The organism is Thermus neutrinimicus, from assembly GCF_022760955.1.
Classification (GTDB): Bacteria; Deinococcota; Deinococci; order Deinococcales; family Thermaceae; genus Thermus; species Thermus neutrinimicus.
In genome coordinates this window covers 285,535-312,013 of sequence record NZ_JAKTNU010000001.1, presented here as the reverse complement: position 1 = coordinate 312,013, position 26,479 = coordinate 285,535, and the positions used below count along the sequence as shown (strand labels likewise).

The 26,479-nt window shown below is 65.1% G+C and carries 26 protein-coding genes; 20 read left to right on the top strand and 6 right to left on the bottom strand.

Going from position 1 to position 26,479, the window contains the following annotated elements; genetic code table 11:
- Positions 1–59 precede the first annotated feature (59 nt).
- Genes L0C59_RS01675 through L0C59_RS01665 form a run of 3 tightly spaced genes read left to right on the top strand, consistent with a single transcriptional unit; the run spans position 60 to position 2,127 of the window.
- Positions 60–752: a sulfurtransferase gene (locus L0C59_RS01675; RefSeq protein WP_243089428.1), complete on the top strand. Its 693-nt coding sequence runs from the start codon at positions 60–62 to the stop codon at positions 750–752.
- Positions 749–1,384, top strand: coding sequence for an MBL fold metallo-hydrolase (locus L0C59_RS01670; protein ID WP_243089427.1), 636 nt, complete (start codon positions 749–751; stop codon positions 1,382–1,384). The genes L0C59_RS01675 and L0C59_RS01670 overlap by 4 nt, the downstream gene beginning before the upstream one ends.
- Positions 1,372–2,127: a zinc ribbon domain-containing protein gene (locus L0C59_RS01665; protein ID WP_243089426.1), complete on the top strand. Its 756-nt coding sequence runs from the start codon at positions 1,372–1,374 to the stop codon at positions 2,125–2,127. Before L0C59_RS01670 ends, L0C59_RS01665 begins: the two co-directional genes overlap by 13 nt.
- On the opposite strand, the gene L0C59_RS01660 is transcribed toward L0C59_RS01665, so the two are convergent.
- Positions 2,124–2,552, bottom strand: coding sequence for an OsmC family protein (locus L0C59_RS01660; protein ID WP_243089424.1), 429 nt, complete (start codon positions 2,550–2,552; stop codon positions 2,124–2,126). The genes L0C59_RS01665 and L0C59_RS01660 overlap by 4 nt on opposite strands.
- Before the next feature lie 116 nt (positions 2,553–2,668).
- On the opposite strand from L0C59_RS01660, the gene L0C59_RS01655 reads away from it, so the two are divergent.
- The 5 genes from L0C59_RS01655 (at position 2,669) to truA (ending at position 7,932) form a co-directional block, all read left to right on the top strand.
- Complete coding sequence (locus L0C59_RS01655) at positions 2,669–3,445, top strand: alkaline phosphatase family protein (RefSeq protein WP_243089520.1); 777 nt, start codon at positions 2,669–2,671, stop codon at positions 3,443–3,445.
- Positions 3,446–3,529: 84 nt separating this feature from the next.
- A complete protein-coding gene (locus L0C59_RS01650; protein ID WP_243089422.1) occupies positions 3,530–4,525 on the top strand; it encodes an iron ABC transporter substrate-binding protein in 996 nt (331 codons plus the stop codon).
- A 48-nt stretch (positions 4,526–4,573) separates the two neighbouring features.
- Positions 4,574–6,127, top strand: coding sequence for an ABC transporter permease (locus tag L0C59_RS01645; protein ID WP_243089519.1), 1,554 nt, complete (start codon positions 4,574–4,576; stop codon positions 6,125–6,127).
- On the top strand, positions 6,106–7,158 hold the full coding sequence (locus L0C59_RS01640; RefSeq protein ID WP_243089420.1) for an ABC transporter ATP-binding protein: 1,053 nt from the start codon (positions 6,106–6,108) through the stop codon (positions 7,156–7,158). Before L0C59_RS01645 ends, L0C59_RS01640 begins: the two co-directional genes overlap by 22 nt.
- 9 nt (positions 7,159–7,167) lie before the next feature.
- A complete protein-coding gene (gene truA, locus L0C59_RS01635) occupies positions 7,168–7,932 on the top strand; it encodes a tRNA pseudouridine(38-40) synthase TruA (RefSeq protein WP_243089419.1) in 765 nt (254 codons plus the stop codon).
- A gap of 110 nt (positions 7,933–8,042) precedes the next feature.
- Here truA and L0C59_RS01630 read toward each other — a convergent pair whose 3' ends face one another.
- The 4 genes from L0C59_RS01630 to erpA form a co-directional block, all read right to left on the bottom strand.
- Complete coding sequence (locus tag L0C59_RS01630; protein ID WP_243089417.1) at positions 8,043–9,230, bottom strand: ABC transporter permease; 1,188 nt, start codon at positions 9,228–9,230, stop codon at positions 8,043–8,045.
- A gap of 9 nt (positions 9,231–9,239) precedes the next feature.
- On the bottom strand, positions 9,240–10,250 hold the full coding sequence (locus tag L0C59_RS01625; RefSeq protein ID WP_243089415.1) for an ABC transporter permease: 1,011 nt from the start codon (positions 10,248–10,250) through the stop codon (positions 9,240–9,242).
- A 75-nt stretch (positions 10,251–10,325) separates the two neighbouring features.
- Entirely contained in the window at positions 10,326–12,194 is a 1,869-nt protein-coding gene (locus L0C59_RS01620; RefSeq protein ID WP_243089413.1) for a peptide ABC transporter substrate-binding protein, read from the bottom strand.
- A gap of 132 nt (positions 12,195–12,326) precedes the next feature.
- On the bottom strand, positions 12,327–12,707 hold the full coding sequence (erpA, locus tag L0C59_RS01615) for an iron-sulfur cluster insertion protein ErpA (protein ID WP_243089411.1): 381 nt from the start codon (positions 12,705–12,707) through the stop codon (positions 12,327–12,329).
- 81 nt (positions 12,708–12,788) lie between these two features.
- Between erpA and L0C59_RS01610 the strand changes: the two genes are divergently transcribed.
- The 6 genes from L0C59_RS01610 (at position 12,789) to L0C59_RS01585 (ending at position 19,225) form a co-directional block, all read left to right on the top strand.
- Entirely contained in the window at positions 12,789–13,919 is a 1,131-nt protein-coding gene (locus tag L0C59_RS01610) for a M24 family metallopeptidase (RefSeq protein ID WP_243089408.1), read from the top strand.
- Between the two features lie 83 nt (positions 13,920–14,002).
- On the top strand, positions 14,003–14,935 hold the full coding sequence (locus L0C59_RS01605) for a ribose-phosphate diphosphokinase (protein WP_243089407.1): 933 nt from the start codon (positions 14,003–14,005) through the stop codon (positions 14,933–14,935).
- Positions 14,936–14,946: 11 nt separating this feature from the next.
- On the top strand, positions 14,947–15,663 hold the full coding sequence (locus tag L0C59_RS01600; protein WP_243089406.1) for an alpha/beta hydrolase: 717 nt from the start codon (positions 14,947–14,949) through the stop codon (positions 15,661–15,663).
- Positions 15,644–16,213 carry a DUF72 domain-containing protein gene (locus L0C59_RS01595; protein ID WP_243089405.1) on the top strand — a complete coding sequence of 190 codons (570 nt, stop codon included), beginning with the start codon at positions 15,644–15,646 and terminating at the stop codon, positions 16,211–16,213. Before L0C59_RS01600 ends, L0C59_RS01595 begins: the two co-directional genes overlap by 20 nt.
- A complete protein-coding gene (speA, locus tag L0C59_RS01590) occupies positions 16,210–18,102 on the top strand; it encodes a biosynthetic arginine decarboxylase (RefSeq protein ID WP_243089404.1) in 1,893 nt (630 codons plus the stop codon). The genes L0C59_RS01595 and speA overlap by 4 nt, the downstream gene beginning before the upstream one ends.
- A 46-nt stretch (positions 18,103–18,148) precedes the next feature.
- Positions 18,149–19,225, top strand: a complete 1,077-nt coding sequence (locus L0C59_RS01585) for a GGDEF domain-containing protein (RefSeq protein WP_243089403.1) — start codon at positions 18,149–18,151, stop codon at positions 19,223–19,225.
- A gap of 143 nt (positions 19,226–19,368) precedes the next feature.
- Here the strand turns inward: L0C59_RS01585 and metK are convergent, their stop codons facing one another.
- Complete coding sequence (gene metK, locus L0C59_RS01580) at positions 19,369–20,547, bottom strand: methionine adenosyltransferase (RefSeq protein ID WP_243089518.1); 1,179 nt, start codon at positions 20,545–20,547, stop codon at positions 19,369–19,371.
- 85 nt (positions 20,548–20,632) lie between these two features.
- Here metK and murI point away from each other — a divergent pair, with 85 nt between their 5' ends.
- The 6 genes from murI to L0C59_RS01550 all read left to right on the top strand — a co-directional run bounded on the left by murI (position 20,633) and on the right by L0C59_RS01550 (position 26,479).
- The gene (gene murI, locus L0C59_RS01575; RefSeq protein ID WP_243089402.1) at positions 20,633–21,406 is read left to right on the top strand and encodes a glutamate racemase; all 774 of its coding nucleotides are present in this window, start codon (positions 20,633–20,635) and stop codon (positions 21,404–21,406) included.
- Complete coding sequence (locus tag L0C59_RS01570) at positions 21,406–22,050, top strand: LOG family protein (RefSeq protein ID WP_243089401.1); 645 nt, start codon at positions 21,406–21,408, stop codon at positions 22,048–22,050. Before murI ends, L0C59_RS01570 begins: the two co-directional genes overlap by 1 nt.
- Before the next feature lie 5 nt (positions 22,051–22,055).
- A complete protein-coding gene (gene rdgB / locus L0C59_RS01565) occupies positions 22,056–22,667 on the top strand; it encodes an RdgB/HAM1 family non-canonical purine NTP pyrophosphatase (RefSeq protein WP_243089400.1) in 612 nt (203 codons plus the stop codon).
- A gap of 12 nt (positions 22,668–22,679) precedes the next feature.
- On the top strand, positions 22,680–23,711 hold the full coding sequence (locus tag L0C59_RS01560; RefSeq protein WP_243089399.1) for a hypothetical protein: 1,032 nt from the start codon (positions 22,680–22,682) through the stop codon (positions 23,709–23,711).
- Positions 23,712–23,809: 98 nt separating this feature from the next.
- Complete coding sequence (locus tag L0C59_RS01555; RefSeq protein WP_243089398.1) at positions 23,810–25,006, top strand: sugar ABC transporter substrate-binding protein; 1,197 nt, start codon at positions 23,810–23,812, stop codon at positions 25,004–25,006.
- A gap of 144 nt (positions 25,007–25,150) precedes the next feature.
- The gene (locus L0C59_RS01550; RefSeq protein ID WP_243089397.1) at positions 25,151–26,479 is read left to right on the top strand and encodes an ABC transporter permease subunit; all 1,329 of its coding nucleotides are present in this window, start codon (positions 25,151–25,153) and stop codon (positions 26,477–26,479) included.

Genomic DNA, 26,479 nt, shown 5'->3' with positions numbered 1-26,479 from the left:
ATTTTGTCAAGTATCCTTATCCTCTGACGCCTACCCCTGCGCCCCTTATAATCAAGGGCATGGAGATCCCTCCCGAAGCCGTCTTGGTGGACACCAGGCCCAGGTCTGCCTACGAGGCAGGCCACCTGCCAGGCGCCCGCCACCTGGACCTCTCGGCCCCCCGGCTTCGCCTGCGGGAAGAGGCGGAACTTAGGGCCCTGGAGGCTGGCCTCAGCGAGCTTTTCGGGGAACTCGGGCTCAAAAGCCCCGTAATCCTCTACGACGAGGGCCTCACCAGCCGCCTTTGCCGCACCGCCTTCTTCCTGGGCCTTGGGGGGCTTGAGGTGGAACTTTGGACCGAGGGCTGGGAAGCCCACGCCACCGAGCGGGAGGAGCCCAAGCCCAAGCGTTCGGACACCTTAGCCCGCCTCCGGCGGGACTGGCTCCTCACCGCGGACGAGGCGGCCCGGCACCCCCTTCTTTTGGATGTGCGAAGCCCCGAGGAGCACCAGGGCAAGCTCCACCCCCCCTGCTGCCCCAAGGGAGGGCGGATCCCGGGAAGCCGGAACGCCCCCCTGGAGCTCTTCCTGGAGCCGGATGGGGTGCTGAAGCGGCTAGGCCTGGAGCCGGGACAGGAGGTGGGGGTCTACTGTCACTCCGGGGCCCGGAGTGCCGTGGCTTTCTTCGTGCTGAGAAGCCTGGGGGTCAAGGCCAGGAACTACCTGGGCTCCATGCACGAGTGGCTAGGGGAGGGCCTTCCCACCGAGCCATGAGGGTCTACCGCCTGAGCGTGGGCCCTCTCCAGGAAAACACCTACCTGGTGGAGGGAAGGGAAGGGGTGGTGCTCATAGACCCCGGGGACGAGGCGGAGAGGATCCTGGCCCTTTTGGCGTCCACGGGGTCCATGCCCCGGGCCATCCTCCTCACCCACGCCCACTTCGACCACGTGGGGGCGGTGGCCCCCCTGGTGGAGGCCCTGTCCTTGCCGGTCTTCCTCCACCCCCTGGACCTTCCCCTCTACCGGCAGGCGGCGGAGGTGGCCCGCATGTGGGGCCTCATCATCCCCGACCCTCCCCTCCCGGTGGAGCCTTTGGAGGAAGGGCAGGTCCTCTTCGGCCTCAGCGTGTGGCACCTTCCTGGCCACAGCCCGGGCCATGTGGCCTTCATCCATCCCGGCGAGGCCGGACAACCCCCTAAAGTCCTTTCCGGGGACCTTCTCTTCCGAGGGAGCATCGGCCGCTACGATCTTCCCGGGGCAAGCCGGGAGGACCTTTTCCGCTCCCTAAAGCGCCTCCTCACCCTGCCCCAGGGGACGGAGGTCTATCCGGGGCATGGGCCCCCCACCACCCTGGCCCTCGAGGCCAAGACCAACCCCTTCCTTCTGGGGTTAGAATGGGAAACGTGAACGGGGCGGATGTTCCCCACAGGGGACAGCTTGAGGCGCTTAAGGCTCTTTACCACCTGCAGGAAAAGGACCTGGAGATAGACCGATTGCAAAAGGAGGCGGAAACCCTCCCCCAGGACCTGGTTTCCGTGAAGGCCCAGGTGGAGGCCCTGGAAGACCGGCTTGCCGACCTCCTGGAGCGCCAGGCAGAGCTCCGCAAGGAGTACCACCGCCACAGCCTGGACATCGAGGACCTCACCGCCAAGGAAAAGCAGGCGGAGGCCGAGCAGCGCCAGGCCCAAAGCGCCCGCGAGCAGACCCAGTACGAGAACCGCATCCAGCAGATCAAGGACCGCATCAGGGAACTCCTGGAGCTTTCCACCCCCATCATGGAGGCCATGGAGAACCTGGAAAGCGAGATCCAGGAGGTGGAAGCCGAGCTCGCCGCCTTAAAGCCCCGCCTGGAGGAGCTCCTGGAAGCCAACCGGGTAAGGGTGGAAGCCCTAAAGGCCGAGATCGCCCTCAGGCTGGAGGAACGCTCCCTCATGGCCCAGGCCATCCCTGTCCCTGTCCTGAAGGAGTACGAGGCCATCCGCCGGGCCCGCAAGGGCACCGGCATCGCCCGCATGCACCGCCAAGGCCAGGTCTTCCGTTGCGAGGGGTGCAACGTGGTGCTGCCCACCCACGTGGCGCAAAAGGTGGTGCAGGGGCAGCTGGTGCGCTGCCCCTCCTGCGGCCGGCTCCTCTGGAAAGGGGAGGGTTAGACGAGGCGGGCCTTTAGGGCAATCTCCTTCACCGCCCCCAGGGCCCGGGAAACCGGGCACCCCTCCTTGGCCGCCTGGGCGATCTCCTGGAACTTCTCCGGGGTGATCCCCGGCACCTCCGCCTCGGTGACCAGGTCAATCCGGGTGATGGTGGCCTTCCCCTCCACCATCTCCAGGTGCACATGGGCCTCGGTGGAAACCCGCTTAGGGGGGAAGCCCTCCCGCTCCAAAGAGGCCGCCAAGGCCATGGAAAAGCACCCCGCGTGGGCGGCAGCGATGAGCTCCTCGGGGTTGGTCCCCGGCCCCTCCTCAAAGCGGGAAGGGAAGGAATAGGGCCCCTCAAAGACCTGGCTTTGCAGTTTCATAAGGCCCTGGCCGTTACGCAAACCACCTTCCCACACCGCACTGGCCTTTCTAACCGGCATAGGCTTACCTCCAGGGCCAGGATACCTGGAACCTTGGGGAAGCTGCGGTGAGGAAAGGCACTTTTCCCCCTCCCCTCCGGTTTGACGAAAAGGGGCGGGAAGCAGAGACTATGGGCGTGCTCTTCCTCTTCGTGGACGGCCTGGGCCTGGGAGAGGCCTTGGAGGAGCTCTTCCCCTTCCTCTTGGAACTTTCCCCCAAGGCCTTGGACGCCACCTTAGGGGTGGAGGGCCTGCCCCAGTCGGGGACGGGCCAGACCACCCTCCTCACCGGGGTCAATGCCGCTAAGCTTCTAGGCTACCATCAAGGGCCTTTTCCCAGCCCCAGGCTCAGGCCCCTTCTCCGGCAAGGCCTTTACGCCTGGGCTAGGGAGGAGGGTCTGAACGTGCTCCACGCCAACGCCTACCGCCCGGAGTACCTGAAGCGGGCCACGGGGGGAAGAAGGCTTATGCTTTCCGCCTTTGCCCAAGCAGCCCTCTTGGCAGGCCTTCCCCTTCTGCCCTTAGGCCACCCCCTGGCCCTCCCCCCCGCCTTCTGGGAGGACCCTTTGGGGGTAGGGGCCAAAACGGCGGCTCTGGCCCGAGGGTTTGACCTGGTGGTCCTGGAGTACTGGGCGTTGGACCTGGCCGCCCACCGCCTTCCGGATACCCTTCCCGAGCGTTTCCGCGAGCTTTCCCTGTTCCTGAAGGGTTTCCTGGAGGAAGGCGGCACCCTCCTCCTCACCTCCGACCACGGGAACGCCGAGGAACCCTGGCATCCCAACCACACCCGAAACCCCGTACCCCTAGTCCATACCGGGGAAACCCCCTTCTGGCCGCAGGACCTGGCAGGCGTCTTCCCCTGGTTGCAAGTGATTATCACTTCTAAACTTAGGAAATCCGACCGGAATACTTGACTTTAACCCCCCCTTGGGGTAAAGTCCCCAGGCAGAGGGCGCCCTCACCTGGGGAAACCCCTGGGGATGCGGGAAGGAGGCGAGATGCAACTTAGAAGGTTCCTGACCCTTATCGGCCTTGCGGCTTTAGGACTGGCCTTTGCCCAGCAGCAGACCCTAACCCTCTACTCCGGGCGGGGGCAGAGCCTGGTGGAACCCTTGGTGAGGCAGTTCCAGGCGGAAACCGGTATCCGGGTCCAGGTGCGCTACGGCACCGACGCCCAGATCCTGGCGGCCTTGCAGGAGGAAGGAAGCCGTTCCCCGGCGGATGTCTTCTGGGCCAACACCGCGGGCGCCCTGGGCCAGGCGGCAAGCAAAGGGCTCTTGAGGCCCTTGGGGGATACCCTGCTTAGGCAACCCCTGGCCTTCGTGCCCGCCTCCAAGGCCTGGGTGCCGGTAACCGTGCGCCTGAGGGTCCTGGCCTATAACCCCCAAAGGCTTAAGCCGGAAGAGCTTCCCGCAAGCATCCTGGACCTCCCCCGCTTCGCCCAGGAAAAGGGCCTTGTAGGCCGGGTGGGCTGGACCCCCACCTACTCCAGCTTCCAGGACATGGTGGCGGGGATGATCGCCCTCCATGGGGAAAGCAGGACCCGGGAGTGGCTTTCCGCCATGAAGGCCCTAAACCCCAAGAGCTACGCCTCTAACCCGGCCATGCTGGACGCCATCCGCGCTGGGGAGATCGACCTCGGCTCCACCAACCACTACTACGTGGTGCGCTTCCGCCGGGCCGGGTACAACCTGGGGCTCCACTACTTCAGGGACGGGGATGCGGGTAACCTGGCCTTGGTCACGGGGGCAGGCATCCTCAAGACCTCCAAGAACCTGGTGGCCGCAAACCGCTTCCTCACCTACCTGCTTTCCCCCAAGGGACAGCAGTACTTCGCGGGTGCCGTGGGGGAATACCCCTTGGTGAAGGGAGTGGTGGCCGATGCCCAACTTTTGCCCCTCGAGGAGGCCCTGGGGAAAAGCCCCAAGCTGGACTTTGAGAAGCTCCCCCTGGACCAGGCCCTAAGGCTCCTGAGGGAACTGGGGATTCTCTAGGACCACCCCCCTCCCCCCAGACACCATGGGCGAGTGCCGAAGCCGGAGATGACCAGGGCAAGAAGGCTCCAGCAACTTCCTGGGCTCCTGCCCTTCCTGGTGCCCGCCCTCCTCACGGGGGGCGGGGTGGCCCTTCCCCTCCTCTACCTGGCCTTAAGGGCCCTGGAAGCGGATCCCGAAACCTTGAGGGACATCCTCCTCCGCCCCAAGAACCTGGAGCTGGTCAGGAACACCCTTTCCCTCCTCCTGGGGGTTCTCCTCCTCACCACCCTCCTCGCCCTGCCCCTGGCCTTCCTCACCACCCGCACCGACCTTAGGGGAAAGCGCCTCTTCTCCATCCTCCTCACCCTGCCCCTGGCCATCCCCGGCTACGTGGGCGCCTACGTGATCCTTTCGGCCACGGGGCCCGGGGGGATCCTCCCCTTGCCCCGCCTCGAGGGGTACTGGGGGGCCCTTCTCGTCCTCTCCCTCATCACCTACCCCTACCTCTTCCTGGGCTTGCGGGCCGCCTTTTTGGGGCTGGACCCCAGCCTGGAAGAGGCCGCCCGCACCCTGGGCTTGAGGCCTTTAAGGGCCTTTCTCCAGGTGGTCTTTCCCCAGCTCCTCCCCGCCCTCCTTTCGGGATACCTGGTGGTGGGCCTCCACGTCCTGGGGGACTTCGGCACCGTGAGCCTTCTGCGCTACGAGACCTTCTCCTACGCCATCTACCTCCAGTACAGCGCCGCCTTTGACCGGGTGTACGCCGCCTGGCTGGCCCTTTTCCTCCTCCTCTTCACCGGGGGGCTTCTTCTTCTGGAAGGAGCCTTCCTCCGCCGCCTCAGCCTGGCCCGCACGGGAAAGGGGAGCGGGAAAAGGGCCAGGCCCCTAAGCCTAGGCAGGTTCACCCCCTGGGCTTACCTCCTGCTCCTCCTCCCCGTCCTCCTGGCCCTGGTCCTTCCCCTCTATGCCCTTTTCCACCTGGCAAGCCGCTTTCCCCGAGAAAACCTCACGGGGCTTTGGGAAGCCCTCTCCCACTCCGCCATGGCCGCCATCCCCGCCTCCCTCCTGGCGGTGGGCATGGCCCTGCCCATCGCCTACCTGGCGGTGCGCTACCCCTCGCCTGCCTCCCGCTTCCTGGAGAGGCTGGCCTATTTGGGCTACGCCATCCCCCCCTTGGCCTTCGCCCTGGCCTGGATCTTCTTCAGCCTGAAGGGCCTTCCCCTCCTCTACGGCACCCTGCCCCTCCTCATCCTGGTCTTGGCCTTCCACTTCCTGGCCGAGGGCCTGGGGCCGGTGCGGGGGGCGCTTTACCAGGTGCCACGGCGCCTCGAGGAGGCGGCCAGGACCCTGGGGGACACCCCGGCGCGGGCCTTCTTCCGCGTGACCTTCCCCCTCCTCTGGCGGGGAGCGGTGGCGGGAGGGGCTTTGGCCTTTATCGGGGCGGTGAAGGAGCTCCCCATCACCCTCCTCCTCGCCCCCATGGGGTACAGCACCCTTTCCACCCGGGTTTTCAGCTACACTCAGGAAGCCATGTTCGCCGAGGCCGCCCCCTTCGCCCTGGCCATCGCCCTCCTCTCGGCGGCCTTCGTGGGGGTGTTGCTTTGGAGCGAGCGCCGCTTTTAGTCCTGGAAGGCATCGTCAAGCGCTTCGGGGGACACGAGGTGCTTAAGGGGATCGACCTCGAGGTCTTTCCCGGGGAGATCCTGGCCCTTCTGGGGCCCTCGGGCTGTGGCAAGACCACCCTCCTCAGGGTGGTGGCCGGGCTGGAAAACCCGGAGGCAGGGCGGATTTTCCTAGAGGGCAAGGAGATCACCCCCCTGCCCCCGGAAAACCGGGGCATCGGCTTTGTCTTCCAGGACTACGCCCTTTTCCCCCACCTCACCGCCTTGGGCAACGTGGCCTTCGGCCTTAAGGGGAAAGACCGCTACGAGAAGGCCAAACAGGCCCTGGAGCGGGTGGGCATGACCCTTTTCCAGGACCGCAAGCCCGGGGAGCTTTCCGGGGGGCAACAGCAACGCATCGCCCTGGCCCGGGCCCTGGCCCCGGGGCCGAAGCTGGTCCTCTTGGACGAGCCCTTTTCCAGCCTGGATGCCGGCCTCAAGGCCAGCACCCGGGAGGAGGTGCGCAAGATCCTCAAGGAAACAGGCACCACCGCCCTCTTGGTCACCCACGACCAGGAAGAGGCCCTCTCCTTCGCCGACCGCCTAGGGGTGATGCGGGGAGGAAGGCTGGAGCAGGTGGGTACCCCGGAGGAGGTCTATCTGAGGCCCAAGACCCCCTTCGTGGCCCAGTTTCTGGGCCGCACCAACCTGCTTTCGGGGGAGGGGTTTGGCCGGTATGCGGAGACCTGCCTGGGCCCTGTGCCCCTGGCCGAGCCTGCCCACGGGCCCCTTCTCCTCTCCCTGCGCCCCGAGGCCCTAAGGCTTCTTCCCCCCGAAGCCCCGGAGGGTACCCTGGGCCAGGTGTTGGCCCGGGAGTTCAAGGGGCACGACCTCACCTACCGGGTGCGCCTCTTCTCCCCGGAGAAGGAGATCCTGGTGCAGGAAGGACCGGAAAGCCCCTTCCGCGTGGGGGACCGGGTGCGGCTTAAGGTGGTGGGAAAGGGCGTGGCCCTCGAGGGGCATCCCTCCAGGGCCCCCGTGGGTGCGGACTAAGCTTAAAGCGTGCGCCGCATCCTGATCCTTGCCGAGTACGACGGAACCCATTTCGCTGGGCTTCAGCGCCAGCGACCGGGCCTGCGCACCGTGCAGGGGGAGCTGGAAAGGGTGTTGCCGGAAATCGGGGCCCTGCCCAAGGCGGTGGCCGCGGGCCGCACGGACGCTGGGGTGCACGCCCTGGCCATGCCCTTCCACCTTGACCTCCTGAGCCGGATCCCCGCGGAAAGGATCCCCGAGGCCCTAAACCGCCTCCTCCCCGAGGACCTGAAGGTGATCGCCGCCAAGGAGGTGGCTCCAGACTTCCATGCCCGCAAGGACGCCCTTTGGCGGGCCTACCATTACCGCATCCTCCTGAGGCCCTACCCCTCCCCCCTCCTCCGCCACCGGGCCCTTTGGGTTCGCCACACCTTGGACCTCGAGGCCATACGGGAGGCCCTGGCCCTCCTTCCGGGCCGGCACAGCTTCCTGGGCTTCTCTAAGGAAGAGGTGCGGGCAGGGGAAAGGGAGCTTTATGAGGCCCGCATGGAGGAGGTGGAAGGGGAGCTCGGCCCGGAGCTTCGCTTCTACTTCCGGGGGCAAAGCTTCTTGAGGGGCCAGGTGCGGGGCATGGTGGGGACCCTCCTGGAGGTGGGTCTGGGCAAGCGCCCCCCGGAAAGCATCCGGCTCATCCTGCAAAGCCAGGACCGGAGCCAAGCGGGCCCCTCGGCGCCGCCCCAGGGGTTGTATTTCCTCGAGGCCGCCTATCCCCCAGAAAAGCTAACCCCTAGCTAATCTCCTCCCGGAAATCCCCACCCCCAAGAGGGCTGGAAACCGCCGAGAAAGCCAGGATGGGGCGGTGTTGCCAGGGCCCCCACCTTGGCCAATGCCAAGGTAGGGTGGTACTAGAGGCGGCTCCTCGGGTCCAAAGCATCCCGAAGCCCATCCCCCAGGTAGTTAAAGGCCAAGACGGTGATGAAGATCATGAACCCCGGGGGCAGGGCCAGCCAGGGCGCGGTGAAGATGTACTCCTGGGCATTGGTGAGCATGTTGCCCCAGGTGGCCACCGGGGGCTGGATGCCAAAGCCCAGGAAGGAAAGGGCCGCTTCCACCAAAATGGCCCCGCCGATCTGCAAGGTGGCCTGCACGATCAAGGGCGCCAAGGTGTTGGGCACCAGGTGCCGGAACATGATCCGGGCATCGCTGGCCCCCAGGGCCTGGGCAGCGGTGGCATAGTCCTGCTCCCTCAGGGAAAGGATGTTACCCCGCACCAGCCGGGCCGTGCCCAGCCAGCCGAAGAGCACCAGGATGGTGATGATGATGAAAACGCTGGCCGCATCGCCGAAGACTCCCTGGGCCCACTGCCCCACCTTTACCCCGGGGTCGCGCAACAAGGCGGAGAGCACCAGAAGAAGGGGCAGGGTGGGAATGGTGAGCATGAAGTCGATGAGGCGGCTTATGGCCACGTCCAGATCCAGGCGGATCTGCCCCTTAAGCCCATACCAGGCTGCCCAGAGGACCAGGGCCAAGGTAAGGCCAAAGCCCAGATAGCTTCCCACGCTTCCCGCCCGAATACCCTCCTCAGCCAAGGTCCAGGCGATGGAAAGGGCCAGGTACAAGACCCCGTAGTAGAGGAACCAGGAGAACACCCGCCACAGGGCAAAGCTCCAAGGGTAAAACCCCTCCCGCTCCCGCCTTAAGGGGCCCAGGTAGAACCGCAAGGGCCGGCCCGAGAAGTACCCTGCCAGGGTGCCCATGATGGTACCCAGGATGACGCTGGAAAAGGCCACGGCAAAGCCCACCAAAAGGGAGATGCGGGAACCGTAGATGATGCGGGAGAGCACATCCCGGCCCAGGTCATCGGTGCCCAAAAGGTGCTCCCGGGAAGGGGGATTGAAGTAGTACTGGCCCACGTCCTCGCCCGTGGGCTGGGCGGTGGGGTCGTAAGGGGCGATCCAGGGGGCAAAGATGGCCATGAGGATCAGGAGAAGGATGACCACCAACCCCGCCATGGCCATCTTGTGCCGCCTGAAGCGGCGCCAGAAAAGGCCGAAGAAGGTCCGGGGCTTGGCTTTCAAAACTTGTGTCGCCATGATGCACCTCTAGCTGTAGCGGATGCGGGGGTCCACCACCGCATAGGCCAGGTCCGCCAGCAGGTTGAAAAGCGCCGTCATCAAGGCCAAGAAGGCCAAGGCCGCCATGGCCACGTTGTAGTCCTTCTCCACCAGGGCGTCAAAGATGGCCCGCCCCATGCCGGGGTAACTGAAGATGGTCTCGGTGATGGTGGCCCCGCCCAATACCCCGGGGATGGCCAGGCCCACCAGGGTCACGATGGGGATAAGAGCGTTCCTAAGGGCGTGCTTGTAGAGCACCACCCGCTCGGCCAAGCCCTTGGCCCGGGCGGTGCGGATGTAGTCCTGGGAAAGCACCTCCAGCAAGGAGGCCCGCATGAACCGGGTCCACTCCGCCATCTGCAAGGAGGAAAGGGCGATGACCGGCAGGATGAGGTGCCAGGCCCACTGGGCAAAGAAGTAGGCCAGGCTGATACTCCCCGAGCGCACATCCTCCCAAAGCACCCCGGGCACCCCCCCGGTGGGGAAACGGGGGAAGCCGGGGATGTGGTCGGGTAACCAGATGGCGAAAAGGTAGAGGAGAAGGATGCCCAGGAAGAAGACGGGCATGGAGAACCCCACGAAGGACAGGAAGGTGATGAGGTAATCCGCCAAGGAATACTGGCGCACCGCAGAGAAGACCCCCACTGGGATGGCCACCACCAAGGCCAGGGTCAGGGCCAGTCCGGAGAGGATCAGGGTCTTGGGCAAGCGCTGGGCAAAGATGTACTCCGCGGCCGGGATGCCGTAGGTGCGGCTATAACCAAGGTCCCCCCGCACCGCCCGGGAGAGCCACTTGAAGTAGCGGATGTGGAGGGGCTGGTCCAGGCCGTAGGCCCGCTTCAAGGCCTCAAACTGCTCAGCGGTCATGCGGGGGTTCTGCCGCTTCAGTTCTTCCAAAGGATCCCCTGGCTGCAGGGCCAGCAGGGCGTAGATCACCACGCTGGCGGCAAGAAGCAAGGGGATCATCTGCAAAAGCCTGCGCACCGTGTAGGCAAACACCTTTGTACCTCCTGTTTTTTGACTCAAAAAGCCCGCTGGGCTTTTAGCCCAGCGGGCACCACTATACCACCCAGGCTACTTGACGGAAAGGGCGTACTTCGCCTGGTCCCACTTCTTCACGGCGCCGCGGCTTTCCCAGCCGATCTCCCAGGCGTTCCAGCCGGGGTAGCCGAAGCCGCCCGCATAGGCGCTGGCCACGTAGTTGACCAGGCCCTTACGCACCACGTAGGGGTTGGCGCGGAAGTAAAGGGGCAGAGCGGGAAGCTCCTCCGCCCAGATCTCCTGAGCCTTCCAGAAGAGCTGCTTCCGCTTGGCCTCGTCGAACTCCAAGACCCCCTGGCTGGTCAGGCGGTCGAACTCGTCGTTCCGCCAGCCGCCGATGTTCTGACCCTGGTAGTTGTTCTCCTTGGTGGGCACCATGATGGCCCCGGTGTTCAGGTTCTTGTACTGGAAGAGGGAGCCATCCTCCGCCAGGCTGGAAACCCAGGCGAACTCAAACATCCCGGTCCACTTGCACTCGCTGGCCCGCTGGATGTAGTCGTCGGAGAAGACCACGGCGCTGGGGGCGTTGTTGATCTTGACGGCGATGCCGATCTTCTTCAGGTCCTCGGCGAAGAACTGCTGGGTGCGCTCGCGGATGGCGTTGCCCGCGGTGGTCACGTACTCGATCTCGAAGCGAACGGTGCGCCCGCCCACGGTGCGCTGGAGGATGCCATCCGGACCCTTCCTCCACCCCATCTGCGCCAGGAGGGCCTCGGCCTTCTTCAGGTCAAAGGGGTACTTCTGAACGTTGGGGTTGAAGAGGGGGTTGACGGGAGCAATCCAGGTGTGGGCCACGGGCTGGAGCCCGTCAAAGAAGGCCTTCACCAGCCCTTCCCGGTTCAGGGCATGAAGGATAGCCTGACGGGTCCGCACATCGTCCAGGCCCAGGTCCTTCACCTGCTGGCAGTTGCTGAACTTGTTGATGTCAATGTGCTCCCAGATGGCTCCGGGCACGAACCAGATGTCAAAGCGGCCGGGGGCCCGGGAGGTGAGCTGCCGGCTGCGGCCCTGGTCAAAGGTGAGGGAAACGCTGGAGGTGGCGTCGATGGAACCGCCGATCACCGCCACCAGGAGGGAGTTGGTGTTTTGGATGAAGCGGTAGACCACCTTCTGCACGTACTTGCTCTCCCCACCCTCGGGCTTGATGGGGAAGTTCGGGTTCCGCTCCATCTCGATGGAGTTCCCCGGCACCCAGCGCTTTAGCTTGAAGGCCCCGGAGTAGACCATGGCCCCCCGGTTCAGGGCCTGAGGGGTGGAGAACTTGAGGAAGAAGTTGCGGTAGAGCTCATTGAGCTTCTCCGCATCCTTGTCAGGGTCCAGGTTGCGGGCCGCCGCCTTCACCTTTTCCCACTCCGCCCCCATGATGTGCTTGGGAGCGTAGCCCATGGGGGAGCCATAGGTGTCGTAGTAGTAGGCGGGCTCAAAGATGACGGTGAAGTTGCGGGCGTCCTTGACCCTGAGGTTAACCCGCTCCCAGTAGTCCGGGTTCAGGAGGGGCATGCCCTTGGCCTTGCCCACCTCAAAGTAGAACTGCACGTCCTCGGTGGTGATGGGCTTGCCGTCGGACCAGCGGGCATCGGGGCGGATGGTGAGGTCCATCTCCAACCGTTTCTTGCCTCCCCCGATGTCCGTCACCCGCAGGCGCCCGTTCTGCTGGGTGGGCACCTCGGTGGCCAGGACGGGGAAGTTCTGGCTATCCGCGTTAAAGCCGATAAAGGGCGCAAAGAGGTAGCCTTCTATCTCGCTCTTGATGGCCTGGTTGGAGATGATGCTGAGGAAGTCCCCCGCCAGCACCCTGGGCTCCTGGGAAGCCCCAATGACCAGGCTGTTGTCCTGGGGGCCTGCCAGGGCCAGACCCAAGGCGGTTAAACCGAGTACAGCCAGTTTGCCTACTTTTCTCATACGGCCTCCTTTCGTGGTCGCGGCACTATCCTTAGTGGCCGAGGCTATTATACGGCGCCTCCCATGAAGGTCAATGGGAAGAAGGTTAAAGGGGCCCAAGATTAGGGCCCCGAAGGGCACTCCAAACGGGAATCAGTGGCCGCAGGTGCGGGCCTCCCCCTCTTGGTCCTTGGTGCGGAAGGAGTGGCCGCAGCCGCAGGTGCCCGCGGCGTTCGGGTTGTGGACGGTGAACCCGCCACCCATGAGGCTCTCCACCCAGTCGATCTCCGATCCCACCAGGTAGGGCAGGGACATGGGGTCCACCACCAGGCGCACCCCGTGCATCTCCACCCAGGTGTCCCCCGGAAGCTCCCTCTCGTCCACGGCCATGCCGTACTGGAAACCCGAGCACCCCCCGGACTTGATGTAGACCCGGATGGCGGCGTGCTCCTTGCCGTAGCGGGCCAGGATCTCCTTGGCCTTTTCCGCCGCCATGGGGGTAATGCGGATTACCGCCTCCTGCGTCTCCAGCATCTTCCAAACCTCCCTACCCCCTAACGTAGCACGTCAGGGGTACGGAAAGGTGAGGTGGGTTCCAAGGGGTAGCATGGGAACGTGGAGCTCGCCCGCGTGCAGGAAGTCCTCAGGGAAGAGAGGCTGGACGCTTGGCTCCTCCTCTCCTTTGGCCGGAGCAATCCCTTGGCCCTCCAGGTCCTTTCCCTCACCCCCCTTCACCTAACCCGCCGCTTCGCCTACCTCATCCCCCAGGAAGGGGAACCCACCCTCCTCTGCCACGCCATAGAGGAAAGCCTCTTCCCCCCTCTCCCCGGGAAAAGGCGCACCTACCACACCTGGCGGGGGTACCTGGAAGCCCTTTCGGGGCTTTTGGAAGGGAAAAGGCGCATCGCCTTGGAGTACGTGCCAGGGGGGCTCATCCCCTACCTGTCCCGGGTGGACGGGGGCAGTTTGGACCTCCTTAGGGGGATGGGCCTCGAGCTCGCCTCCTCCTGGCCTTTGCTCCTCCTCTTCCAAACCTGGGGAGAGGAAAAGCTAAAGAGCCACCGCCGGGCGGTGGAGGGCTTGGTGGCCGCCAGGGACCGGGCCATAGCCTTCCTGCGCCAAAACCCTAGGTCCACGGAACAGGCGGTGCAGGCCATCTTGGTTCAAGCCCTGGAGGAACGGGGCCTGGTATTCGACCACCCCCCCATGGTGGCCTTCGGCCAAAACGCCGCCAATCCCCACCATGCGCCCACGGGAAAGGCCCTCGAGGAGGGGGAAGTGGTGCTCCTGGACCTCTGGGCCAAGGAAGAAGGAGGGGTCTACGCCGACATCACCTGGATGGCTGGCCTAAGGCCCCTCGAGGCTGCCCACCGGGCCTTCCAAGCGGTGGCCAGGGCGCGGGACGAGGCCATCCGCTTCGTGGCCGAAGCCTACGGAAAGGGGCGCTACCCCAGGGGCTTTGAGGTGGACCAGGTGGCCCGGAAGTTTCTGGAGGCCGAAGGCTTTGGCCCCTACATCCGCCACCGCACGGGGCATAACCTGGGGGAGGAGGTCCACGGCTCAGGTCCCCACCTGGATGACCTGGAAACCCACGACTTCCGCCCCTTGGTGCCGGGGCTGGCCTTCACCGTGGAACCCGGGCTTTACCTGCCTGGCTTCGGGGTGCGCACCGAGGTCAACGTCTACCTGCACCCCACGGGTCCGGAGGTCACCACGCCCTTGCAGGAGGGCCTTACCCTCCTCTAGATAGCCCCTTCGGGGCTGGCCTGAGTAACCCCCTCGAGGCCAGCTCGGGTATACCCCTCTCCCATGGTATCTTGGGGAACGGCATGGACCGCCCCCTCCTGATCTTCTCCGGCCAGTCCAACAAACCCCTGGCCCAAGCCATCGCCGAAGCCTTAGGCCTGCCCTTGGGCAAAAGCACCACCCAGCGCTTCGCCAACGACAACCTCTTCGTGCGCTTTGAGGAAAGCCTGAGGGAAGGGGACGTCTTCATCGTCCAGTCCCTGACCCCTCCGGTGCAGGACCACCTCATGGAACTCCTCATGATGGTGGACGCCGCCAAGGGAGCCAGCGCCGCTCGGGTCACGGCGGTCATCCCCTACTTCTCCTATGCCCGCAGCGACAAGAAGGACGCCCCCCGCATCTCCATCGCCGCCCGGCTCATCGCCGACCTCCTTCAGACCGCCGGGGCCGACCGGGTCCTCACCATGACCCTGCACTCCCCCCAGGTCCACGGCTTCTTCAAGGTACCCGTGGATCACCTTTCCGCCGAGCCCGTCATCGCCAACCACTTCGCCACCCGGGTGGACCTGGAAAACGCCGTGGTGGTGGCCCCGGATGCCGGCGACCTGAAAAGGGCCAGCTCCCTGGCCCGGCGCCTCCGCCTTCCCCTGGCCTTCATCGACAAGGAACGGGTCTCCGACACCGAGGTGCGGGTCAGGATGCTGGTGGGGGAGGTGAAGGGGAAAACCGCCCTGATCGTGGACGACGAGATCTCCACCGCCGGAAGCCTGGTGGAGGCGGTGGAGGCCCTGTTGCAGGCGGGGGCCAAGGAAGTCTACGCCGCCGCCACCCACGGGGTCTATGTGGGCCCGGCCCTGGAGCGCATCGCCCAAAGCCCGGTCAAGGAGGTGGCCGCCACCGACACCTGCCCCCCCAAGGAAGGCCCCAAGCTCAAGACCCTCCCCGTGGCCCCCATCTTCGCCGAGGCCATCTGGCGCATCCACCGGGGTGAGTCGGTGTCCAGCCTTTTCACCTGAGGGGAAGCAGGATGCGGAAAGAAACCCTCACCCTGGCAGGGCAAAGCGTGCTGGCCCACATCCCTGAGCGCCCAAGGGCCCTGCTCCTCGCCCTTCACGGGCTTCAGGGCTCCAGGGAACATATCCTTTCCCTCCTCCCAGGGTATGCGGAAAAAGGCTTCCTTCTCCTGGCCTTTGACGCTCCAAGGCACGGGGGACGGGGAGGCCCGCCCCCCTCCTCCAAAAGCCCTAGGTATGTGGAGGAGGTTTACCAGATAGCCCTGGCCTTCGCCGAGGAGGCCAAGGGCGTGGCCCAGGAGGCCAAGGCGCGCTTCGGCCTACCCCTTTTCCTGGCGGGAGGAAGCATGGGGGCCTTTGTGGTGCATTGGCTTCTTTCCCAGGGTTTCCGGGCGGAAGGGGCCTTGGCCTTCATCGGTAGCGGCTTCCCCATGAAGCTTCCCCAGGGTCAGGAGGTGCGGGATACCCGGGTCCTGGCCCTTTACGAAACCCCCCCTGCCCAAAGGGGGGAAGCCTATGGGGGTGTACCCCTTTTTCACCTCCACGGCACCAAGGACCTGATCGTGCCCCTTTCCCGCATGGAGCAAACCGTGGGGGCCTTAAGGCCCCATTACCCTGAAGGCCGCCTGGCCCGGTTTGTGGAGGAAGGGGCCGGGCACACCATCACCCCCTTGATGGGCCGGATGGGGCTGGCCTTTTTGGAGGCATGGCTTGATCCTGGAAGGCCTTAAGGGGTATAGGGGCTATCCTGGGGGCTTCAAGGCCTACGCCAAAGACTTCCCCACGGTGGAGCTCTCCTGGTGGCACCGGGTAGGGGACAGGAGGACCATAAGCCGCTTGAGGGCCTTATCCCCGGCGGGATTCCGCTTCAGCGTCTTTGGCCACAAGCACTTTTCCTTCCAACCCTCAGGGGAGGAGAAGCGTACCTTAAGGCGTTTCTTAAGGCGGTTTAGGCTCTTCGGGGAGAAAAGGGGGGCGGTGCGGATTGCGGTTCCCCCGAGCGTGGACCCCACCCAACTGGCCCGCTGGCTGGACCTTTTGGAGGAGGTCCTAAAAGAGGTGGGGCCGGTACCCCTGGCCTTTCAAGCCGAGGGGGCCTTGCATCCGCTTCTCAAAGAACGGGGCTACGCCCTGGTAAACCAAGCGGGAGGCCCCTTCCTCTACCTGGTGGACCCGGGGGAGATCCCCGGGGAGGGCGAGGGGTACCTTTACCGGAGCCCCACCCCTTCCCAAGCTGCCCCTTCCGCCCTACACTCAAGGGCGGAGGTTGAACGGGATTGAAAACCGCCAGGCGCTTTTCCCCCAAGGAAGCTGAGGAAATCTACCTGGTGCCCTACTGGGGGGCAGGGTTCTTCCGGGTGGGGCGGGACGGGGAGCTGGAGGTAACCCCCTTGGGTCCAGAGGGGCCTGCCGCTTCCCTTTTGGAGATCGTGGAAGCCCTTAGGGACGAGGGGCGGCCTTTGCCCCTGGTGCTCCGCTTCCCCCAGATCCTCGAGGCCCGGGTGCGGGAGCTAAACGAGGCCTTTCAGAGAGCCATGGAAAAGTACGGCTACGGGGGTGGCTACCGCGGGGTCTACCCCGTGAAGGTAAACCAGCGCCGGCTGGTGCTGGAGACCGTGGCCAAGGCGGGGAGGCCCTACCACTATGGCCTCGAGGCGGGGAGCAAGGCGGAGCTGGCCCTGATCCTGGCCCAGGACCTCTCCCCGGAAGCCCTCATCACCACCAACGGCTTCAAGGACGACGACTTCATCCGCCTGGCCCTGATGGGAAGGAAGCTTTCCCGGAACGTGGTCATCACCCTGGAGAAGTTCGCCGAGCTCCCCCGGGTGATCCGCATCTCCAAGGAGCTGGGGGTGCGGCCCAGGCTGGGCATCCGCTACAAGCTGAAGGCCAAAGGGGCCGGTCAGTGGGAAGCCAGCGGCGGGGAAAACGCCAAGTTCGGCCTCACCACCCCGGAGATCATCCGGGCGGTGGAGATCCTGAAGGAAGAGGGGCTCCTGGACACCCTGGTGATGGTCCACGCCCACATCGGTAGCCAGGTGACGGATATCCGCAAGATCAAGGCGGCGGTGCGGGAGGCGGCCCAGACCTATGTCCAGCTCCGGAAGCTTGGGGCTCCCCTCCAGTACCTGAACCTGGGCGGGGGCCTGGCCGTGGACTACGACGGCTCCAAGACCAACTTCTACGCCTCCGCCAACTACACGCTTCCCGAGTACGCCGAGGACCTGGTCTACGTGACCAAGGAGGTGGTGGAGGCCCAGGGGGAGCCCCACCCCACCCTGGTCACGGAGTCGGGCCGGGCGGTGACCGCCTACCATGAGGTCTTGGTCCTGGAGGTCATCGACGTCATCACCCCCCCGGGGGAGGCCCGGCCTTCTGCCCCGCCCGCGGAGGCCCACCCCCTGGTCAAGGAGCTTTGGGAGAGCCTGGAAAACCTCTCCCCCAAGAACTTCCGCGAGGTCTACCACGACGCCTTCGCGGACAAGGAAACCCTGCAGACCCTTTACGACCTGGGGCTGGTGTCCCTAAGGGACCGCGCCCTGGCGGAGGAGATCTTCTACCACATCGCCCGGCGGGTCTATGCCATCGTGCGGGAGCTTCCCTACGCTCCCGACGAGTTTGAGGACCTGGAGAAGCTCTTGGCCGACAAGCTAGTCTGTAACTTCTCCATCTTTCAAAGCCTTCCCGACGCCTGGGCCATCCACCAGCTCTTCCCCATCGTCCCCCTAAGCCGCCTCCACGAACCCCCCACCCGCCAGGCCACCCTGGTGGACATCTCCTGCGACTCCGACGGCAAGATAGACCGCTTCATCGACCTGCACGACGTGCGCCAGAGCCTCCCCGTCCACCCCATCCGCCCGGGGGAGGACTACTACCTAGGGGTCTTCTTGGTGGGAGCCTACCAGGACGTGTTGGGCAGCAACCATAACCTCTTCGGCCAGGTGGGGGAGGCCCATGTGGTGGTGGATGAGGAAGGGTTTGCCATAGAGCGTTTCGTTGCCGGGGAGACCGCCGAAAAAGTGATTGAGAAGATGGGCTTTACCGCCCGGGAGCTCTCCCTGGGCGTGGAGCGGCTGGTGCGGCAAAGCCGCCTCTCCCCCGTGGAGAAGGGGGCTTTCCTGGAGCGGTACGTGCGGGAGCTTCAGGGCTACACCTACCTGGAGGACTGAAGGCCCGTTAAGGGTCCGTTAAGGGGGGCCAGGGCATCCTGGGGTCATGGCCCGGGTGGGAATCCCCTATACTGGAGGTAGCTTGTACCCTACCCTCGAGCTTCTGGATCCCCTGCATCCCTTGAGGCGCAAGACGGCCCTGTGGCTTTTGCCCCTGGGAGCCCTCCTGGCCCTGGTGGCCTTGGCCACCTCGAGGGCCGTGGGACTGGACCCGGTGGACCGCCTCTTCCTTCCCCTCTTGGCCTTGAGCTTTGCCCTCCTAGCCTTAGCCCTATGGCGCTTTCCCCACACCAGCACCTGGGTTCTTCCCCTGGTCCATGGGCTGGTGGCCACGTACCTCCTGGCCACCTTAGCCTACCAGCTCCTATTCAAGCCCAATCCCCTGGGCCTATCCCCGGCCGCGCACTGGGTCCCCTTCGTGTACCTCAGCAGCTTTCTCTTCTTCCAAACCCAGCAGGCGGTGCGCCTGGCCCTTCTCTACCTCCTCACCCTCTTCCTCCTCTCCCTCATGGGGGCCTTCCGCGGCCACTTCCATGCGGAGCACCTCAACGCCCTGGCCCAGTTCTTCGGGGCCAACCTGGCCTACGTGGGCCTGCTCTACATGCTGGTCCGGGTTAAGGAGGGTTACCTCGAGGCCCAGATGGATGCCTACACCGACCCCCTCACCGGCCTCAGAAACCGGCGCTACCTGGATCTCGTTTTGGAAAGAGAGCTCTTTCGCGTCCGGCGCTATGGCCGGCCCCTCTCCCTCATGATCCTGGACCTGGACCACTTCAAGCAGGTGAATGACCGCTACGGCCACCCTGTGGGGGACCGGGTGCTCGAAACCCTGGCCCACTGCCTAGAAGGCCAACTTCGGCAAAGCGACCGGGCGGTGCGCCTAGGGGGGGAGGAGTTCGCCATCCTCCTGGCGGAAACCCCCCTGGCCCAAGCCGTGCGCCTGGCGGGACGCGTGCGCCAGGCGGTGGCTGCCCTGAAGGTTCCCCCGGTGGCAGGGCTTTCCGTGAGCATCGGCGTGGCCGAGGCCCGCCCTGAAGACTCCCCCCTTTCCCTCCTCAAACGGGCCGACGAAGCCCTTTACCAAGCCAAACGCCGGGGAAGAAACCGGGTGGAAGTGGGCTAGTCCCCTTACGAAAATCCCCGCCTGGGCTTTCGTCGAGCTGGGGTAGCCTCTCGCGAGGCCGCACTCCCCCGGGGGTCCAAAACCTGGCCCGGAAACAGGTCTTGCCGGAATCCCCACCCTGGCTACGCCAGGGTGGGGTGGCCTTAAAGGCCCGCTTCCCTCCTTAGGGCCTCCACCCGGTCGGTTTCCTCCCAGGGGAAGCCCGCGCGGCCGAAGTGGCCGTAGGCGCTGGTGGGGGTGTAGATGGGACGGAGGAGGTCCAGCTCCTCGATGATGGCCAAGGGCCTTGGGTCAAAGACCCGCCTTACGATCTCCGTAAGCTTCTCGTCAGGCAAAGCCCCGGTGCCGAAGGTTTCCACCCGCAGGGAAACGGGCCTGGCCTTGCCGATGGCGTAGGCCAGCTCCACCAGGGCCCGCCGGGCAAGCCCCGCCGCCACCAGGTTCTTGGCCATGTAGCGGGCATAGTAGCTGGCGGAGCGGTCCACCTTGGTGGGGTCCTTGCCGCTGAAGGCCCCGCCCCCGTGGGGCACCGCTCCCCCATAGGTGTCCACGATGATCTTGCGCCCGGTGAGCCCGGTGTCCGCATGGGGCCCCCCCAGGATGAAGCGGCCCGAGGGGTTGATGAGGTACTCCGTCTCCCCTTCCTTCAGGTACTCAGGGGGAACGGCCTGGCGCACCACCTCCCGGATCAGGTCCTCGCGAAGCTGGTCCTGCTCCACCTCCGGGGAGTGCTGGGCGGAGACCACCACCGTTTTCACGTAAAGGGGCCTGTCCCCCTCGTAGACCACGGTGACCTGGGCCTTGCCGTCGGGGCGCAGATAGGGAAGAAGCCCCGTCTTGCGCACCTCCGCCAGGCGCATGGTGAGGCGGTGGGCCAGGGTGATGGGCAGGGGCATGAGCTCCGGGGTTTCGTCGGTGGCGTAGCCGAACATGAGGCCCTGATCTCCCGCGCCGGTGCGGTCCAGGGGATCCGTGGACTTGAGCACCCGCCACTCGTAGGAGAGGTTGACCCCGCCGGCGATGTCCGGGGACTGCTCGTCAATGGCGGTGAGGACCGCGCAGGTATCCGCGTCAAAGCCGTACTTGGCCCGGGTGTAGCCCACCTCCCTCACCGTCTTGCGCACCAGGCCGGGAATATCCACATACCCCTCGGTGGAGATCTCCCCCGCCACGAACACCAGCCCGGTGGTGACTAGGGTCTCCGCCGCTACCCGGGCCTTCTTATCTTGGGCGATCAGGGCGTCCAGGATGGCGTCGGAGATCCGGTCCGCCAGCTTATCCGGGTGCCCTTCCGTGACCGACTCGGACGTGACCAGCCTCAACTTGCGCACCTCCCTTGCCCCCCCACCGGGGCAACCCTGATAGTATAGCACCCCCCTTTTTCCGTCCAGGGTATGATGGCGCCTCATGAAGGACCCTAGGCGGCCCATCGGCGTATTTGACTCGGGGGTAGGGGGGCTTACGGTGCTTTCCGCCTTGCGCCGGGCCCTACCCCAGGAGGATTTTTTCTATTTCGGCGACACCGCCCGGGTACCCTACGGCAGCAAACCCCTTTCCATGGTGCGACGCTTTGCCTGGGAGATCGCGGGGTTTTTGCTCCGGCAAGGGGTCAAGGCCATCGTGGTGGCCTGCAACACGGCAAGCTCCGCGGCCCTTCCAGATCTGGCCGAGGATCTTTCGGTGCCCGTCTTCGGGGTGCTGGAACCCGTGGCCAAGGCCGCCCAGGGGTACGGCAAGGTGGGCCTCATCGGCACCCAGGCCACGGTGGAAAGCCGGGCCTACGAGCGCTACGTGGAGGTTTCCTGGGCCAGGGCCTGCCCCCTCTTCGTGCCCCTAGTGGAGGAAGGGCTCTGGGATGACCCCGTGGCCCTCTTGGTGGCCCGGCACTACCTGGAAGACGCCCCCCAGGACCTCGAGGCCCTGATCCTGGGCTGCACCCACTACCCCTTCCTGAAGGGCACCTTGGCCAAGGTCCTGCCCGGGGTGAGGCTCATCGACTCCGCCGAGGCCACGGCAGAGGCGGTGGCCAGAGGCCTGAAGGAGGAAGGGCTCCTAAACCCCGAGGGCCGAGGGCGAGTGGTGCACTTCGTCACGGGGGACCCGGAAAGCTACCGCAACCTGGCAGAGCGCCTGGGGGTAAGGGTGGAGGAGCTAAGGCAGGTCAGCCTGGAGGAGCTGTGATGCCCAAGAAGCCCTTGATAGACCAGCTTCACCACGAGGATGCCTGGCGGCTTTTCCGCATCCTGGCGGAGTTCGTGGAGGGATTTGAAACGCTTTCAGAGATAGAGGTGCCCCTGGTTTCCGTCTTCGGCTCGGCCCGCTTCGGGGAAGGCCATCCCGCCTATACCCTGGGCTACCGGTTAGGGAGGACCCTGGCGGAAGCCGGCTTCGGGGTGGTGACGGGCGGCGGGGGTGGGGTCATGGAGGCGGTCAACCGAGGGGCCTATGAGGCAGGGGGGGTGAGCGTGGGCCTGAACATCGAGCTCCCCCACGAGCAAAAGCCCAACCCTTACCAAACCCACACCCTCACCTTGCGCTATTTCTTCGTGCGCAAGGTCCTTTTCGTGCGCTACGCCCACGCCTTCATCTTCCTGCCCGGAGGGTTCGGCACCCTGGATGAGCTCTCAGAGGTCCTGGTCCTCATCCAGACGGAGAAGGTCCACCCCTTCCCCGTCTTCGCCCTGGACCGGAGGTACTGGCAAGGGCTTCTAAGCTGGCTGGAATCCCTAAAAGACCAAGGGGCCATCGATCCCCAAGACCTTGCCCTCCTTACCCCACTGGATTCCCCGGAAGAGGTGGTCCGGTCCCTTAAGGGAGTATCCTAAGGGGGATGCGCCTGGTATTGGCCACGGGCAACCCCGGAAAGGTGCGGGAGCTTAAGGAGGGCCTGGCCCCCTTGGGCTGGACCCTTCTTTCCCTGGCCGATTTTCCCCTGCGCCTGCCCAAGGAGGAGGGTTCCACCTTCCTGGAAAACGCCCTCCTCAAGGCCGCCTACGTGGCCAAAGCCACGGGGCTTCCCGCCCTGGCGGACGACTCGGGCCTCGAGGTGCCCGCCTTAGGGGGGGAACCCGGGGTCTACTCCGCCCGCTACGGGGGAAGGGAAACCGACCGGGAGCGGAACGTCTACCTCCTGGAGAGGATGCGCCACCTAACAGGGGAGGGGCGCAAGGCCCGCTTCCTGGCGGTGTTAGTCCTGGCCTACCCCGACGGGCATGTGGAAGCTTACCAGGGACAGGTGGAGGGGTACATCCTCGAGGCCCCTCGGGGGGAAGGGGGCTTCGGGTACGACCCCCTCTTTTACGTGCCCGAGGCGGGTAAGACCTTCGCGGAGATGACCCTGGAGGAAAAGGCCCGGTACTCCCACCGGGGAAAGGCCATAAAGGCCCTGCTCAAAGCCTACGAGCATGGACCTCCCCCCCGGGAGATCTCCAAGTTAGAATAAGTCTGGTCTTCCATGAACCTCCTTTCGCCCCACATCGCCCTTTACCGCCTTTACGACCTGGCGGACGAGATCGACCTCTCCCGCCTGGCCACCCCCAGGCTTCGCCTTTCCCGCCCCCGGCTGGGGGCGGTGCGCTTTGAAAACCCCCCGGCGCAGGTGGAGCTTGGGGTGAGGAGCGTGGAGGGGATCTCCGGCCTTCTCACCGCCCGGCTCTACGAGTTCGGGGTGGCCTCCCTTTCCTTCCGGGTGCACCTGGGGGAGAAGGTGCCCTGGGAAGCCTTTCTGGAAAAGGCCCTGGCCCTTCCCGAGCTTCCCTTCTGGGAAGGGTTTTTCCTGGCGGAGCTTTTGGCCCTCGAGCCCTATCTAAAAGGAGCCCTCCTCCACCCCGAGGAAAAACGCCTGAGCGAGGAGTTCACCGTCTACCATGCTCTGGGGATAGAAGGGGAAAAGGCCCACGCCCCCGCCGTGGACCTCACCCCCCTCTGGATGGGGGCCAGGGAGGAGTTCGCCCCCGAGGTCAGGCGGGAGATGGAGCGTTACCGCTACAGCTACTCCACCGAGGACCTGGCCCTTTTGGGGTTTGACCGGGTCTTCATCCTGGACTCGGAGGGCATCTGGGACGTGGCCGACCTGGTGGAGTTCGTGCACGCCCAGCTCCTGGAGCTCACCTACTACGACGGGGTCCTCACCCAGGAGCTGGAGGCCGTGCCCCAGGTGCTCAGGCACCGGGGCCTTTGGGGCTACGGCAAGCTCCAGCGCTTAAGGCGGCACCTCATGGCCCGCCATGCGGAGATCGCGGACGTGCGGGCCCGGATGGAGGGGGCCTTGCGCATCACCGAGGACCTCTTCTACGCCAAGATCTACCGGGCCGCCTTGGAGCTCTATGGGGCCCACGAGCTGGAGCGGAGCTTGGAGGAGAAGCTTCGGGTCCTCGAGGCCACCTACGAGATGGTCACCGAGGAAGTAGTGCATCTAAGAAGCCAGGCGGTGGAGGTGGGGATCCTGGCCCTCATCGCCTTTGAGGTGGCGCGGGCCCTTTACTAGCGGGGGACTTGTGTCCCGGGAAAGTGGGGGTATACTCAGCCTGCAGGGCGCGGAAAAAAGCCAAAGCGGAAACGTTACCACGCGCCCGGAGGTGGGATATGAAACGAGCACTGGCAGCACTGGCCCTCGGCCTTTCCCTGGCCCTTGCCCAGGGGAAGATCACGGTATGGACCCACTTCGGCGGCCCTGAGCTGGAGTGGCTCAAGGCCCAAGCCCAGGCCTACGAGAAGACCTCCGGCACCAAGGTGGAGGTGGTGGAGGTCCCCTTCGGGGACATCAAGCAGAAGTTCATCCTGGGGGCACCCCAGGGGCAGGCGGCAGACCTTTTGGTCTCCATCCCCCACGACTGGCTGGGGGAGATGGCCCAGGCGGGGGTGCTGGAGCCCATGGGCAAGTACGTGACGCAAAGCTACCTCTCGGATCTCCAAAGCGTGGCGGTGGAGGCCTTCACCTTCGGGGGCAAGCTCATGGGCCTTCCCGCCTTTGCCGAGAGCGTGGCCCTCATCTACAACAAGAAGTACGTCAAAGAACCCCCCAAGACCTGGGAGGAGTTCCTGTCCCTGGCCCAGAGGCTCACCACCGGCTCCACCTTTGGCTTCCTCTATAACATCGGCGACCCCTACTTCAACTTCGGCTTCTTCCGGGCCTTCGGGGCGGAAAACGTCTTCGCCAAGGACGCCAAGGGGAACCTGGACCCCTCCAAGCTCCTGATCGGCGGGGAAGTGGGGGAAAAGGCCTTAGGGTTCATCAAGGACCTCCGCTTCCGCTACAACCTGGTGCCCGAAGGGGTGGACTACGGGGTGGCGGACGGGGCCTTCAAGGATGGGGCCTTGGCCATGATCATCAACGGCCCCTGGGCCCTGGGGGACTACAAAAAGGCCAAGATCGACTTCGGCATCGCCCCCTTCCCCACCCCGCCCGGGGCCAAGAACCCCTGGGGTCCCTTCCTGGGGGTGCAGGGGGTGGTGGTGAACGCCTACTCCAAGAACAAGACCGCTGCGGTTAACTTCGCCAAGACCCTGGTCACCGGCAAGAACCTGGTTTCCTTCAACCAGGCGGGGGGTCGCATCCCCGTGTCCAAGAGCGCCGCCAAGACCCTGGAGAAGGATCCGGTGGTGGCGGGCTTTTCCAAGGTCTTCGCCCAGGGCACCCCCATGCCCAACATCCCCGAGATGGGCAAGGTCTGGGGCCCCTGGGCCAACGCCATCAGCCTGGCCATCCAGCGGCCCGACTCCAACATGAAGAAGATCGTGGAGGACATGGTGGCCGAGATCCGGAAGGCCATCGGCAGGTAGTATGGCCCGGCCGGAACGGGGGCCCCGGAACCAACCTTCCCCAAGCCCCTCCCGGGGTCACCTGAGATAGCGGAAAACAGGATGCATGGGTATATCCGCCCCCCACGGGACCTCCTTCCCCCGTGGGGGGCGTATCTTTAAGCCATGAAGCACCCCCCTGGCCTCAAGGGTTTCCTCCTGGCCCTATCCCTCCTTTTGGGCCTACTAATCCTTTCCGCAGCGGTGGGCATCCTGGGGTACCTGGCCCTCGAGGCCTACCTGGCCCCTCCAGGCTGGACCATCCTGGTCCTGGCCCTCCTGGTGCTGGTGCCGGGGGCCCTCCTGATGGGACGCCTTTTTCCCTGGCTTACCGACTGGTACTACTTCCTCCCCGCCCTTTCCTTTCTCTTGGTCTTCACCCTCTACCCCATCGCCCTCACGGTTTACCTGGCCTTCACCGACTACTCGGGGGCCCGAAGCGGCTTCCCCGATCGCTCCACGGAAACCCGGGTGGTGGCGCACCAAGGGCCGCGGCTCCTTCTGGAGGAAGCGGTGGAGGAAGCCCTTCGCTGCAGTCCCTGCGCAGGGGAAACCGTGGAGGTGTACGCCGAGGGGCACCGCCTCCGGGCCAGGATCCTCGAGGCTGAGGGAAACGCCTTGGTCCTGGACCGCACCCCGCCCTTCCAAGCCGCCTTCGTGGCCAAGGTGAACGCCTTCCGCTTCGTGGGCCTTAAAAACTTCGCCTTCATCCTCTCCCAGGCCAGCAAGGCCCTCTTCCCCGTCTTCGCCTGGAACGTGGCCTTCGCCTTAACCACCGTGCTCCTCAATGCCCTTTTGGGCTTGGTGTTGGGCCTTGTCCTCAACAACAAAGCCTTAAAGCTAAGGAACTTCTACCGCACGGTGCTCATCGTTTCCTGGGCGTTGCCGGGGGTGATCACCGTGCAGGTCTTTGTGGCCCTTCTCAACTACAACTTTGGGGCCATCAACCGCCTTCTTGGGGTTTTGGGCATCTACCCCATTCCCTGGCTCAACGACCCCGACTGGGCCAAGGTGGCCATCCTCCTGGTGAACCTCTGGCTGGGCTTCCCCTACATGATGACCGCCACCTTGGGAGCCCTTTCCACCATCCCCGATGAGCTCTATGAGGCCGCTAAGGTGGATGGAGCCACCCCCTGGCAGGCCCTATGGGGCATCACCCTGCCCCTTCTGGAAAAGCCCATGGTACCCATCCTCCTCTCCTCCTTTGCCTTCAACTTCAACAACTTCTACATCATCTACCTCCTCACCGGTGGGGGGCCTGCCCAGGAAGGCCGCTTGGCCACAGCCCAGGCCACGGACATCCTCATCTCCTGGGCCTACAAAACCGCCTTCAGCGCGGAGGGGCAGTCCGCCTACGGCCTAGGGGCGGCCATCAGCCTTCTCATCTTCGCCATCACCGTGGCCATCAGCCTGGTGAACTTCCGCATCACCGGAGCCCTGAGGGAGGTGAGGTAG